The organism is Larkinella punicea, from assembly GCF_003334855.1.
Lineage (GTDB): Bacteria > Bacteroidota > Bacteroidia > Cytophagales > Spirosomataceae > Larkinella > Larkinella punicea.
On the sequence record NZ_QOWE01000033.1, the window covers coordinates 18,474 to 32,664 of the forward strand.

At 52.6% G+C, this 14,191-nt stretch carries 9 protein-coding genes; 4 read left to right on the forward strand and 5 right to left on the reverse strand.

All coding sequences use genetic code 11. The features are described from left to right. Nucleotides 1–10 precede the first annotated feature (10 nt). The 3 genes from DUE52_RS29265 to DUE52_RS29275 all read right to left on the reverse strand — a co-directional run bounded on the left by DUE52_RS29265 (nucleotide 11) and on the right by DUE52_RS29275 (nucleotide 5,499). Nucleotides 11–1,393: a RagB/SusD family nutrient uptake outer membrane protein gene (locus tag DUE52_RS29265; RefSeq protein ID WP_114409648.1), complete on the reverse strand. Its 1,383-nt coding sequence runs from the start codon at nucleotides 1,391–1,393 to the stop codon at nucleotides 11–13. Nucleotides 1,394–1,488: 95 nt separating this feature from the next. Beyond that, complete coding sequence (locus tag DUE52_RS29270) at nucleotides 1,489–4,521, reverse strand: SusC/RagA family TonB-linked outer membrane protein (protein WP_114409649.1); 3,033 nt, start codon at nucleotides 4,519–4,521, stop codon at nucleotides 1,489–1,491. Between the two features lie 375 nt (nucleotides 4,522–4,896). Then, nucleotides 4,897–5,499: a DUF6134 family protein gene (locus DUE52_RS29275; protein WP_229312353.1), complete on the reverse strand. Its 603-nt coding sequence runs from the start codon at nucleotides 5,497–5,499 to the stop codon at nucleotides 4,897–4,899. Nucleotides 5,500–5,554: 55 nt separating this feature from the next. Between DUE52_RS29275 and DUE52_RS29280 the strand changes: the two genes are divergently transcribed. Continuing rightward, the gene (locus tag DUE52_RS29280; protein ID WP_114409650.1) at nucleotides 5,555–7,909 is read left to right on the forward strand and encodes a beta-N-acetylhexosaminidase; all 2,355 of its coding nucleotides are present in this window, start codon (nucleotides 5,555–5,557) and stop codon (nucleotides 7,907–7,909) included. Nucleotides 7,910–7,917: 8 nt separating this feature from the next. Here DUE52_RS29280 and DUE52_RS29285 read toward each other — a convergent pair whose 3' ends face one another. After that, entirely contained in the window at nucleotides 7,918–8,892 is a 975-nt protein-coding gene (locus tag DUE52_RS29285; RefSeq protein WP_114409651.1) for a c-type cytochrome, read from the reverse strand. Nucleotides 8,893–9,165: 273 nt separating this feature from the next. Here DUE52_RS29285 and DUE52_RS29290 point away from each other — a divergent pair, with 273 nt between their 5' ends. The 3 genes from DUE52_RS29290 (at nucleotide 9,166) to DUE52_RS29300 (ending at nucleotide 13,411) form a co-directional block, all read left to right on the forward strand. Further along, the gene (locus DUE52_RS29290; RefSeq protein ID WP_114409652.1) at nucleotides 9,166–10,629 is read left to right on the forward strand and encodes an APC family permease; all 1,464 of its coding nucleotides are present in this window, start codon (nucleotides 9,166–9,168) and stop codon (nucleotides 10,627–10,629) included. Between the two features lie 610 nt (nucleotides 10,630–11,239). Further along, nucleotides 11,240–12,022, forward strand: a complete 783-nt coding sequence (locus DUE52_RS29295) for a LytR/AlgR family response regulator transcription factor (RefSeq protein WP_114409653.1) — start codon at nucleotides 11,240–11,242, stop codon at nucleotides 12,020–12,022. A gap of 51 nt (nucleotides 12,023–12,073) precedes the next feature. Beyond that, on the forward strand, nucleotides 12,074–13,411 hold the full coding sequence (locus DUE52_RS29300; RefSeq protein WP_114409654.1) for a M23 family metallopeptidase: 1,338 nt from the start codon (nucleotides 12,074–12,076) through the stop codon (nucleotides 13,409–13,411). Nucleotides 13,412–13,517: 106 nt separating this feature from the next. On the opposite strand, the gene DUE52_RS29305 is transcribed toward DUE52_RS29300, so the two are convergent. Next, nucleotides 13,518–14,093: a DUF4136 domain-containing protein gene (locus DUE52_RS29305; RefSeq protein WP_114409655.1), complete on the reverse strand. Its 576-nt coding sequence runs from the start codon at nucleotides 14,091–14,093 to the stop codon at nucleotides 13,518–13,520. Nucleotides 14,094–14,191 lie beyond the last annotated feature (98 nt).

Genomic DNA, 14,191 nt, shown 5'->3' on the forward strand with positions numbered 1-14,191 from the left:
AGGGGTTAGGTTACTGCGGATTTTTGGCATCCCACTGAATTTCGGCAAACGGACGGATCAGTTGATCGTACACTTTATGATTCGGCTGATCGTTCGGAAGCTGGGCCAGACGGCCGTAGCGTCGCATGTCGAACCAGCGGTGGCCTTCGTAAAACAACGAATACCGGCGTTGATTCAGCAACTCGTCGATCAGGGCATTTTTGTCGTTCAGAATCGCCGGTTTGGCGGTCGCCAGTTCCTTTAATCCGGCACCAGTCCGAACCTTGTTCAGGGCCGTCACGGCATCCGTCAGTTTGCCGGTTTGAATCATCGCTTCGGCATACATCAGAATCAGCTCTTCGTTCCGGATGATTGAAATCGGATTGGTACTGAGCGGATACATCGACACGTCGTACTCGCCAATAATTCCGTTCAGGGCGCGGGCGGAGGTGCGTTTCGTTACTTTTTTCGTCACCCGCGTATCCCCGACTTCAGCCTGAGAGATAAACAACGCCTGTGCGACCACGGGCGAAGCCGTGGTGTTCAGTTGCTGAAATTGCGGATTCGTAATATCCCCCGAGGTGGTTGAATACGTGAAATTGGGGCCGGTGGTCAGCGCACCGTTCAGGTCGAAAAACGACTCACCCAGCGTGGACAACAACCCCGTCCAGTCCTGCTGGTACATGGCTGTCCGTGCGGCCAGCGCCCGGTTGAATTTCCGGAAATTGGCGGGCGTATTGAACCCGGCATAGCCACTCGTCATCGTAAATCCGAAAGCCGTTCCGCCCGCAGCCAGTTGCGTCGCTCCTTCGTCCAGCAGTCGCCGGATTTCTTTCAGACCGTCTTCATACGAAACAAACGGCCCCGGTTTCAGCATATCCCCCGGGCTGTATAAATCCGTGTATTTGATCCGGATGCCGTTTTTATACTGCATGTTGAGCATACACAACATCGTGTAGGCCGATACGGTATTGGAAAACCCGCGAATCCCCTGCTTTTCGGCATCGGTCAGCGCACTGGGGGCGGAATTTTCGGCAGCCAGTTTAAAATACTCGGCCCGGCGACGGGTCTGGGAAAAATCACTGTAATAACCGTTGAATAAGGTAGTTGCGCTAAAACCGCCATTGGTCGTTCCCAGCAATTCGGTCGTCCAGGTCAGTTCCGTAGAAGCGAGGTTGTAGATTTCCCGGCCAATGGAACCGGTTACCCGAACCAGGTTCGACTGCCCGTTGCGGAAAGACGACTGAATGCCGATGCCCATCTGGTTGATCTGGATCCGCGACGCGTTGGTCAGGATGGACTCCAGGGCGGGGTTGTTGGGGTCGATGGTATCTTCGACCTCGAAAAAGCTACAGGACGGCATCGCAAAAGCAAGTCCGGCCAGGAGAATGGTATGTTTTAGAGAAAATTTCATAGAGGAATAATTTGAGTGTTTGGCCCCCCACCCCCTGAAGGGGGCTTTTGCACTCGGTTTGTTTAAGCCCCCTTCAGGGGGTGGGGGGGCAATTCTTAAAAATCAACCGCAATGTGGAAGAAGATCCGTTTGCTGTTCGGGAAAGCGGCATTGTCGACGCTCGCGCCCACCGACTGGTTTCCAAAGTTCGACGCTTCGGGATCGTAGCCTTCGTATTTGGTGAAGGTCAGCAGGTTTTGGGCCGACGTACCGATCCGGATGTTGGACACCACATTGGCGAACGCTTTGCCCAGAATGGTTCTGGGAACCGTGTAGTACAGCGAAACCTCGCGCAACCGCACATAACTTGCATCCTGAATGAATTCGCGGGCCGTTACGTTGGGATTGGCCGGTAGCCGGGCGCGTCCGTTGGGCAGGCCCACGTTACCATACAAATTGTCGACCTGACTCCAGTCTTTGGTCGTACCGCCCGTATCTTTCTGTTTAGTCGTCAGGTTGGAGTTGTGATTCCCCTGGCTGGTGTGCAGCAGAAATCCGAAGTCGAAGCTTTGGAAGATCTTGAACTGGTTGGAAAACGAAACCTGGTATTTCGGCTGTGCATCTTCGTAGCGGGTCGCCTGGGCAACGCCCTGGGCATCCGGAACGTTCGGGGAGCCATACCAGCGGGTTGGCGATTCGCCCAGCCGCAACTGGTTGCGTCCGTAGATACTGAAACCGGAACCCACCGTCGTGTTCGGAATTTCCAGTCGCGTAATTTTGCTGCGGTTGAACCAGTATTGCACCGAGGAGGTCCAGGTAAAATTCGACATCTCGACCGGTGTGACGTTCAGCCCCAACTCGACGCCCCGGTTTTGCAAATCACCCACCGGATAGGCGTTGAACTGCGTAACCCCCGTTCCGGATGATAAGGTGTAGGGATTCAGCAGGTTGAAGATTTTTTTATCGTAATACGTCGCTTCCAGGCTAACCCGGTTTTTGAACAAGCCCAGATCGACACCCCATTCCACTTCCTGCGCCGTTTCGGGCTCGATGGTCGGGTTTCCAACGCTCGTGGGCGTAACGGAACCCAGTTGGCCGTCGATGATGGTGGTTCCGAGCGAGGTGAAGAGGTTTCCGTATGCCGGTACGCCCCCGGTCCGGCCAAAAGCACCCCGGAGTTTGAACTGGCTGATGGGGTCGTAGGACCAGAAACCAAATTTTGTCAGGTTAACGGCCAGTGATGCGCGCGGAAAACCGTACCACTTCGCATTGTCGCCGTTCAAGCTCGATTTGTCGAAGCGAATTCCCAGCGTACCGATGATTTTATCCTGGTAATTGGCTTCCTGCTGGGCAATCAGACCCACATCCTGCCAGGTTTGCCAGGTCTCGCTGAACGTGCGGACGCTTCCGGTGTTGGGATTTTTCTGTTTGGGTAACAAACCGTCACCCTGAATCCAGCTAAAATCGTTGTCGGTCGACAGCCGCACCGTTCCCACCTGCGAAGTCAGGTCGAGTTTGCCGCCCAGCAACTGCCAGTTGTAAATCAGGAAAGCCTGCAAATTGGTGTTGAAACTCCGGTTTTTCGAATACCGGGAAGCACCGGGCGTGGCCCGGGTGAGCTGCGATTGCAAATCTTCCGGGAAATACACTTCCGCTTCCGTGTTGACGTAATCCAGACCGCCTTGCAGAGCCAGTTTCAGCGTGCTGTTCGGTTTTTGCAGGAAGTAAATATTGCTGGTAAACGACTGAATAAACCGGTTGGTGAGCTCGTCGTTGATCGTCCGCTCGGCAATGGCAACCGGGCTGTCGCCGGTGTAGCGGGACAGCGGGTAAACGCCGTTGACGGGCATTAACTGGGCATAATTAGGGGTATAGGCCAGGGTGTAGCCAATCGAAACGCCCCGGTTGTCGTTCCCGCTGAAACTCCGCTGGGCGCCCGTTTGCATGTAGCTGGAACCAATCGAAAAATCGACCCATTTCGCCAGTTTGTGATCCACGTTCAGGCGGATCGACTTCCGTTGAAAACCGGTTCCTTTTTGGATGCCGGTTTCGTCGTTCAAACCAGCCGCCATGTAAAATTTGGTCTTGTCGTTCCCGCCGGAAATGCTCAGCCGGGTGTTCGTAATTTTGCCGGTATTGCCGTAAATGTATTTTTCATAATCATACAGCTTGCCTTCGGCGGTGGCTTTCTGCCACAGGTCGATTTCGGTTTTGCTGCCACTGCCCACGGTTCCATTGCCAAAAACGTAGTCGAATTTGGTCTGTCCTTCCGGGCCGATGGGGTCCAGGCTGAAGCCTTCGTAACCCAGCAGTTTGGTGGCAGACGAAAAGCCAACATCCTGACCGAAGCTCACTTTGGTTTTACCCGCTTTCCCTTTTTTCGTAGTAATGATAATCACCCCGGCATTGGCGCGGGTTCCGTAGATAGCGGCCGCACTGGGGCCTTTCAGGATTTCCATCGACTCGATGTCGGCGGGGTTGATGTCCGAAATCCGGTTGGGGGCCTGATCCTGATTGGCTCCCGCCCCGCTGAACGAGCCGGAACCGGCCCCGGTGGCAAACTGCGAGTTGTTGACGAAAACGCCATCGATGACATACAACGGCTCCGAACTTCCGTTGATGGACGAAATCCCGCGCAATTTCACGGAAATCCCACCGCCGGGCGCCCCACTGTTCTGCACGATGTTGGCCCCGACAATTTTACCGCTCATGGCGGCATCGAGGGTCACCGGGCGGGTTTTTCCGACCAGTTCGTCCGACGAAATCCGGGTGACGGCATTGGCGGCATTGCTCCGTTTGACGCTCGTTGCCAAACCCGAAACAATGACTTCGTCGAGGCTCTGGCTGGCTTCTGTCATCGTCACGTTGATGGCATTGGAGGAGGCCGAAACGGGTGCTTCCTGGGTCAGAAAGCCAATGTAGGAGAATACCAGCGTTTTGGTGCCGGCCGGTGCCAGCAGGGAATAATTTCCGTTGACGTCCGAAACGCTGCCTTTTGAAGAACCTTTGGCAACCACGTTGACGCCGGGCAGGGGAGTACCATCAGATGAACTGGTGATTTTTCCGGAAAGCGTTCGGTCTTGCGCCCAGGCTTTTCCGAGGCCGCTGACGACGATCCAGACCAGTAACAGAGAGTAGATTTGCTTCATTATTGAATAGTTTGGGTTATAAAAATGGAAGAAAGTAAGAATGGGTGTGTTGAGTACAGGCAATAGCAGTTCTGCGCTCCTCACGACAAGGAGACCGCACGACTGTTCAGAATGGGAAGAAAAAGGGCAGCAAACCGGGAAGTTTGCCGGAGATGGTTTTGGCCTGTTGGTTTTGTAAGGCGTCAGAAAAACTGACGATGCAATTATAGGTACTTATTCTTGAAGCGCAAATATAATTTTGAAAATATTGAAATTGTCAAAATATTTTAAAGATTATTGATGGAATTATGAAATTAAATATTGTATATTTTTTATCTTTTTTATAATGTTTTGCAGAAAGCAGATATTGGGCAATAGAATTCTACCATTTAGTAATTATTCGATCGATCGTATTACAAAATTCTTGATCGGGTTCTTTTTTATGATCTTCACTAACTTTCCTTTTGTGTAAAAGTACTCGTCTTCCCGATCATCGATTCGAATGCGGTAACTTCCTTTTTTCGTGGGTTCGATGGTAGCGTAATTGCCGAAGTATTCCGCAAAAACCCGGGTGCGACCCACCGGTTCTTCAAAATAAAGCCGCATGGTTGTAAAGTCGATCGGGTTCGGTTCAATCGCTTTTCGTTCGTATTTATACTGCCTGACGTTGATGTCGTAATGGTCTTTTTTCCAGATAATGTCGGACTGGTAATTCCCGTGATTGGATAGCGCGTCGATGTCGGAATGCAGGAGCTGGCGGGAGGTCGGATCGTGGCGGGAAACGGTTTTATAATAGACTTTTATTTTTCCGAAAAACCAGAATTCGACGTCGCTGATCTGGTCGTAAACCACCGAGCCGGGGCTGGTAATCTGGGCAACCGTCATTGTTCCAACGCGAAAACCGGCGATATCGATTTCGTATTTTTGATTTACCGTCTGGCAGAAGCTTCGCGTGCAGGTCAGTATCAATAAGCTGGTAATGAGAAAAAACTGTAGCACGTTCGAACTGGTTTTATGTACTTTTAACCGATTAAAAACTCAACTGCTTGTGTGTATGCCTCGAATTGTGTGTCTGTGGCTGGGTTTGTTGCTGTCTTTTTCCGGCTTTGGTCAATCGGATCAAGACTTCCTGATCATTCCCAAACCGGCCAAAATGGAAGTTCTTGACGGCCGGTTTATGTTCAGCAACGAAACCACCGTCCGGTTTCCCCCGGATAACGCCGAGCTGAAAACGCTGGCTGATCCGTTTATCCGGCAATTCCAGGCCGCTACCGGTTTTTCGCTGCGAACAGAAAATCGCCCCGGAGCGACGCCAACCGCCACTTTGCTGGCTTTTGTGCCGGTTTCTGACGCGAACCTGGGCGACGAAGGCTACCGGCTTGATGTTACCACCACTACTATAACGATTGAAGCGACCAAACCGGCTGGTTTTTTTTACGCCATCCAATCGCTGTATCAACTTCTGCCGCCCGAAATCTTCCGTTCAACACCCGCCGACTTGTCGGTTAACTGGTCGGTTCCGGCCTGCCGCATCGAAGACAAACCTCGCTATGGTTACCGGGGGCTGCACCTGGATGTCGCCCGGCATTTCTTCCCGGTTTCGTTCATCAAAAAATACATCGACCTGCTGGCACTGCATAAATTCAACACGTTTCACTGGCACCTGACCGACGATCAGGGTTGGCGGATCGAAATAAAAAAATACCCCAAATTGACTCAGGTTGGTAGTCGGCGCAAGGAAACCCTGATTGGCCACTATTATGAATCGGATCCACAACAGTTTGACGGGCAATCGTACGGCGGTTTCTATACGCAGGATGAAGTGCGTGAAGTGGTGCGGTATGCGAAATCCAAATATGTAACTATTATTCCTGAAATAGAAATGCCGGGTCATGCCCTGGCCATTTTAGCGGCTTATCCGGAGTTCGGTTGTTCGGGTGGCCCCTACGAAACCGCCACCAAATGGGGCATTTTTACGGATGTGCTGTGTCCCTACGACCGGACGTTTACTTTTCTGCAAGACGTCCTGACGGAAGTGATGACGCTGTTTCCCGGCCCCTATATCCACATCGGTGGTGACGAATGCCCGAAAATTTCCTGGAAAAAAAGCCCGTTTTGTCAGAACCTGATGAAGAAGCTCAAGCTGAAAAATGAGAACCAGTTGCAGAGTTATTTTATTTCAAGGATTGATAAATGGGTGAGTTCAAAAGGCTGGAAAACCATTGGCTGGGATGAGATTCTGGAAGGCAACAGTCCGGCCATTCGGGTGTCGCCGGGTGCAACCGTGATGAGCTGGCGCGGCATCGAGGGCGGTTTGAAAGCCGCCCGGCAGAATCACGATGTGATCATGACACCCGGCAACTTTCTGTATCTGGATCATTACCAGGCCGATCGGTCGCAGGAACCGCTGGCTTTTGGTCGGTTTACGCCCCTCGAAAAAACGTATTCCTATGATCCGACGCCGGCTGATTTACCGGCCACGGCTCAAAAACATCTCATCGGCGCACAGGCCAACGTCTGGACGGAGTACCTCAAAACCGCCAATCAGGTCGAATATATGGTCTGGCCCCGGGCGGCTGCCGTGGCCGAAGTGGTGTGGACACCCCTCGACCAGAAAAACTGGCCGGACTTCACCCGCCGACTTCCGGCTCTCTTCAAACGACTGGATGCGCTGGGGGTTTCGTATTCCCGCGCCTATTACGATGTAGTAGCCGAAACCCGTCCGCAGCCGGATGGAACGTTGCAGATTGCGATGACTACCCAGGAAGAAACTGCCGAGATCCGGTATTCGACCGATGGTTCGACGCCCACAGCCCAATCCGTCCGGTATGATCGCCCGTTCGACCTGACAAAACCCACTTCCGTAAAAGCCGTTACGGTGAAAAGCGGTGTGGTCATTGGCGACGTGCAGGTGTGGGATTTTGCGGTTTCCAAAGCAACCGGTAAATCGATCCAATTCGCCACGATTCCAACAAGGCCGAAAAACATAGACCCGGCATTATTGATTGACGGACGCTACGGAACCACCATTGGCTATCTGGAGGAAATGCAAAACGTGGCCGGTGTGAAAACCGCCGACCTGACGGCCACCCTGGATCTGGCCGAACCGCAGTCGATTCAATTGGTGACGATAGGATTGGTAAAAGCCACTGCCGGAGCGATTTTGCTGCCCAAACAGGTTGATGTGGCGGTTTCGGACGATGGTCGAACGTTCCGCACCGTAAAAACCGTGTCGATGGACCCAAGGGAACGCGGCAAAAAGGCCATCATCCGCCAAACCCTCACTTTTGAACCGGTGACCTGTCGGTATGTTAGGATCAGCGCCCGGAATGTAGGAAAAGTACCAGCCGGCATGACCCAGGCGGGCAAAGATGCCTGGGTCATGGTGGATGAAATAACGGTGGAGTAAGCCCGAATTTAGTTGCTGGCGAGGGCTTCTTTCTCCTTGTCGGCAACGTCGTTTTTGATTTTAGGGACCGTTTTCAGGTACTCGTAAATGGCTCCCACTTCATAGTCGGTCATCTGGTGCGGAAACATTGGCGAGCGAATCAGGCTGCCATCCGGCCGCACACAGGCTTTGACGGCCTGGATGAACTGCGCTTTTGTGTATTTTTTGCCAATCCCGGTTTCTTCATCAAAGGTCAGGTTGGACGTGAAAATGGGTTTGCCATCGGGGGTTTTCATCTCGTTTCCACCGCCGTAATACCCCGCTGATAACTCAGGATTTAGGGGATTTTGTTTGGTGAAATCGGCCGAATGACAGGCATAGCAGGTTCCCAAACCGTCGGCTACGTAACGCCCGAATGCCACTTCGTCGGTGCTATCCGGAATCACAATGGGCTTTTCCGGGTAGGGGAGCGGTTTGATGACGGTATTGGCCAGCAGCTTGGTGAATAGCGAAAATTCGGATGGAAGAGCTTCTTTGCCGGAGGCTTGTACCGGAGCGGCATCCGAGCGCAGCCAGACCACGACCGATTGCAGGTCTTCGTCGGACATGGTCGCAAATTTCGGCATGATCCCGGCGAAGGTGCCGTTTTTACGAACACCGGTTCGCAAAAAATGGAGCAGTTCTCCATCGGTCCAGTTGCCGATTCCGACGATTTTATCCTGCGTAATGTTCATGGAGTAAACCGTTCCAAACAGGCTGGGAAGGTCGTTCATGTGTCGGCCTGTGAGTCGGTTATCAGCATCGGCATGGCAGGCAATACAATGCATCTGGGCAATCTTGGCGCCCCGTTCCAGCCGGGCTGGGGTAGCTTCGATGGTCATTTCCTGAACAACGGGTGGGTCGTAGGTGGGAATGCCACGGACGGCAACGAAACTGACGAAGCCCAGCAAGCCAACGACGACAAAGCCGACTATAATCAATACGATGCGCAGTACTTTTTTCATACAAGAGGAAAATTAAAGAGAAGTATTCGTGTTTACAGACACAAATTAAGCATGTACGGGTGGGTTTGACCGTGTCGGAATACGTCAAAAAAGCAACATTTGCCGACAGGAACCGACCGTTGGCTCGAAAGGTAAAAACCGCATTAGAAAGCGATAATGCACGCTGACAGGTCGTTTTGAGGACTCAAAACCTGTTTTTTAGACCGGTTTTGCCAAATCGCAGTTTTTTTCTTTATCTTCCGATTCCAACCTTTTCACGCTCAAAGCCCCTGTATGTCTGATTACGCAAACCCGTTAACCGAAGAGAAAACCGAATTAAAACGCTCGCTGGGGTTCGTCGATGCCACCCTGCTCGTATCGGGGTCGATGATTGGTTCCGGTATTTTTATCGTCAGTGCCGATATGTCCCGCAACGTCGGATCGGCGGGGTGGTTGCTGTTACTCTGGGTGTTGACGGGTGTCATTACCGTGACGGCGGCTTTGAGTTACGGCGAACTGGCCGGTATGATGCCCAAAGCGGGGGGGCAATTCGTGTATATTCAGCGGGCGTATGGCTCACTGCTCGGTTTTGTGTATGGTTGGACGGTTTTTGCCGTAATCCAAACGGGGACCATAGCCGCCGTTGCGGTGGCCTTTACCAAGTTTACGGCGGTTTTTATTCCGGCCTTAAATCCCGAAAATATCCTGTTCAGCATCGGGAGCTTTCCCATCAAGGCGTCGGCACTCTTTGCCATTGGCAGCGTGGTGCTGCTAACCTGGATCAACAGCCAGGGCATTCAAAGCGGAAAGTTGATTCAGAACGTCTTCACATCGGCCAAACTGCTGGCTCTTTTGGGCTTGATTGTAGTGGGCATCGGCGTTGGCTCGAAAACCGGAACGCTCTCGGCAAACTTCCAGAATGCCTGGGCAGCTACTCAAACGACGGCCGACGGCTCCGTGGTGTCGCTTGGCGGCATGGCGTTGCTGCTGGCGTTGGGCGTGTCGATGATTGGTTCGCTTTTTTCGGCCGACTCGTGGAATAACGTGACGTTCATTGCCGGTGAAATCCGGAATCCGCGCCGAAACATTCCGCTGAGTTTGTTCGTGGGAACGCTGATGGTAACCACCATTTACGTGCTGGCCAATATTGCCTATCTCTCGCTGCTGCCCTTGCAGGGATCGCCCAATGCCGCCGATGTGGTAGGCCGCGGCATTCAGTTTGCTTCCTACGACCGTGTGGCCACGGCTTCGGTTTCGCTCATTTTCGGAGATGTGGCCGTGGCCATCATGGCGGTTTTGATCATGGTGTCGACCTTTGGCTGCAACAACGGCCTGATTCTGTCGGGTGCGCGGCTCTATTACGCCATGGCGAAAGAAGGGCTCTTTCTGAAAACCGCTTCCCAACTCAACAAGAATTCCGTCCCCGGTATTGCGCTTTGGTTACAGTGTGGCTGGGCATCAATCCTTTGTCTGTCAGGGACATATGGCGATTTGCTGGATTACTGTACGTTCACCTCGCTGGTGTTCTACATCATTACCATCGGCGGCCTTTTTCTGCTCCGTCGCAAAGAACCCAATGCCGAGCGACCCTACAAAGCCTTTGGCTATCCGCTGGTTCCGGCGCTCTACATCGTGGCCGGGGTGACCATCTGCCTGATTCTGCTGAAAGAGAAAACATTCAATACGGGCATGGGGCTGTTGATTGCCGGTCTGGGCGTCCCGATTTATTTCATGACATCGCGTGGACGGAAGAATTAAGACTGTCCCTAAAGGAGACTTTCGACTCTGGATATTTCTGAGTCCAAGTCCCCTTTAGGGCAGGGCTGTTACGTTCTGATTAGAGCCGTACTTTTTTAGCAAAAATGCCAAATTTTATTGGCTCATCGTTTTACCATATGGACACGAACCTGGGAAATACTGGCCGCGTAGCGGACTGATGTTTGTAGTAGTAGAACGAGCCCTCGCGTCCTCCGTCGTGCCGTTAGGTACGAAACAGGCACTGGAGATCTCGTACCTAACGGCACGACGGAGGACGCGGGGGGGGGCTACTACAAACATCTCGTGCCGATGGCACGTAATCAATTCCTAAGCGCGGGGCATACATTTCTATTACCTGATAGCGTGGTTTAAACGAGTGTGGGGTAGATCAAGCATTGACGAAGTTCTCCATGGCTAAACCAAAGCTAATTTGGTGTAAAAAAAGAACGTAACAGCCCTGCCCTTTAGGGGATTTAGGGGCGAGAATGCTTTACAATTCCTTCACTGGTTTTCGCAATACACCCATCAGAAAAAGCATTTCGGTCAGGATTCTTTTTAGAAATTGGCCGAAATGCCATTACTTGCTGTTGTTTCCTGAAAAATTATTCTGATGAAGGTATTGATTGTTGAAGACGAGGACCTGGCGGTGCGCAAGTTGCGAAAACTGGTGCAGGAAGTGGATCCGACGCTCGATGTGGCGGGTATAACGGCCAGCATTGAAGATACCGTTGGCTGGCTCAAAAACAACCCGGCGCCCGACCTGATTTTCATGGATATTGAACTGGCCGACGGGCAGAGTTTCGAGATATTTGAGCAGGTGGAGGTGAACAGCACAGTTATTTTTACGACTTCCTACGACGAATACGCACTCCAGGCTTTCAAAGTCAACAGCATCGACTATCTGCTGAAACCGATTCAAAAGGATGATTTGCAGCGCAGTCTGAAAAAATTTCGGGATTTGAAAGTTCGCAGGGCCGAAGCGAATGCCCAATCTGCCCCGGCTTTTAATTTGGATAAACTTCTGCGCGAACTACAGTTGCAACAACCCAAAGAATACCGTCGACGGTTTCTGGTGCGGCTGGGGCAGCGGCTGCTTTCGATTGAGGTGCAGGACATCGCTTTTTTCTTTACCGACGAACGGTTCAGCTTTTTCAAAACCTGGAATAATCAGAAATACTTGATCGACTACACCCTCGACGAACTCGAGGATGCGCTGGATCCGGGTATGTTTTTCCGCATCAACCGGGGCGTCATCGTTACCCACAGCAGCGTTGAACAGATTCAGCCGTACTTCGGAAACCGCCTGTCTCTTACGCTAAAACCGGTATTCGAAAAAGAAGCCATCGTCAGCCGCGAGAAGGTAAGTGATTTTAAGGTCTGGATGGGCAAATAAACAAACCTTGCAGTCGGGGTAGTCGTTTATATGCTAAACGACTGCTCACCAATGAACGATACTTTCATCAACCGACTTCTCTTTTTTGCCGTACTGAGTTTGCTGGGAGCCTGCACGAGTGTCGGGCCGGGCAAATTGTTTCGGTCGGCTTCTCCGCATGATCAATACGCCCAGTCGCTGCGCGATGCCCGGCTGGAACGCACGGCTTTAGGCACCGACTGGCTGACGACGGCCGACCGGGCTTTGAAAGATTCGGTGCTTATCACGGTGCCGTACCGCGAAAGCGGTTATTTCTCGTCCTCCCGTCCTTTTGCGCTTGGTTACCGCCTGAATGGCCAGCGGGGCGACAAATTCATCATCAAAGTCGATGTGCAGGGGCAGGAGCCGGTGCAAGTCTTCATCGACGTTTTTGAACTGAACGAAACCAACCGGGACCCCGACCGGCTATCTTCCGCCAAGGCCGATACCAATCTGCTGGAACTCGAAATCCGCCGAACGCGCACCCACCTTGTCCGAATTCAACCCGAATTATTGCGCAGTGGTCGTTATACGCTGTCGATCACCCGCGAACCGATTCTGAGTTTTCCGGTTGTCGGTCGCGATAGTCGCCAGATCAGCAGCTACTTCGGTGTTCCGCGCGACGCCGGTCGTCGGCGGCACGAAGGCATTGACATTTTTGCCCCCCGTGGCACTCCCGCCATTGCCGCATCCGACGGGTACATTTCGGGCGTAGGGACGAATAATCTGGGGGGCAATGTGGTCTACGTGTCGGACTCCCGGCGGAACCAGACGCTGTATTACGCGCACCTGGATTCGCAGGCCGTTCAGCAGGGGCAGAAGGTTTCGGTGGGCGACACCGTGGGCTTTGTGGGCAATACCGGCAATGCCCGAACGACTGGTCCGCACCTGCATTTTGGCATTTACAGTTCCAATACGGGTGCCGTCAATCCGCTGCCGTTCGTCCGGCGAGGCACCGGCCCGGCGCGTCAGGCACTCCTTGCCGCCGAAACCCTGGGCGACTCCGTTCGCATTTCGTCCACACGGGCCGTGGTTCGTCAGTCGCCCAACGGCGACGCGCCCGTTCTGCGCACCTTGCCGCGTTCTTCCGCGTTTACCATCGTCGGTGGAACGGCAACCTGGTTGCGGGTGGATCTGCCGGATGGCGTAACGGGCTATGTTGCCAGCAGCGTTGTTGAACCGGCCCGCCGGGTGTTACGCCGGGCGTCTCTGCCGGTAGGGACCGATTTGCTGGAAGCTGCCAGTCCGCAAGCCGCCGTGATCGAAACATTGCCCTCCGGATCGGCTGTCGATGTTTTGGGCGTCTTTGGTTCCTTTCAACTGGTGCGACACACCACCGGCCTAACGGGCTGGCTGTCACAAGCACCCTAAAAGCAAAAACCGCTCACTTCGTTGGAAGCAAGCGGTTTTGATAACTTACACCTGCAAGGTCTTTAAAACCTTACAGGTGTAAAAGGCCTTACAGGTATCGGGTTGATTATTTCTCTTTTATAGAACCATAATCAGAACCGGCACTTTCGGGAAGCTGTTTCATGATGCTTTGAACCGTTGTCCGGTAAGCCACATCACGATTGCTTTCCTTTTTGCTCTGGTTTAACTGACCCGAAGCCCAGCCCTGCCAGATGATATCATTCGTGCGGGTGTCATATACGTTGACAACGACCCGGTTTTCTTCGTATTGGCGGGTATAGACATTGTTGAAACCCGGGTTATACCACATCCAGTAAGGCGACCAGTTGTTGTTGGACTGCACTTGCTGACGGTCTTTCGAATCGGAGAAGAATCGGATCACGAGGTCGGCTTCTCCACCCACGACCGGTTTGTAGCCTTTGGCCCGCATCGTTTTTTCGATCTCGTCGGCAATCCGGCGTTGGTTCAGGTTACTGCCCGCAATCGGGTCAGCATTACGGCGTTGGTCAGCTTCAACCCGGAAGGTGCTGAACTGGCGAACATTGACTTTAGGGTCATAGTCAAATTTGACATTCACTGATGGCGAACAACTTGCCAACAGACCCAACATGAACAGACTGGCAATTATGCTCCTGGTATTCATCGGTTGATTTGCGTTATTAGGGTTAATGTAATCGACTTTCAAATTTAAGTGAACTACTTGTTAACGCTTACTGATTTCTCATTAGTATTTAGTCCCTT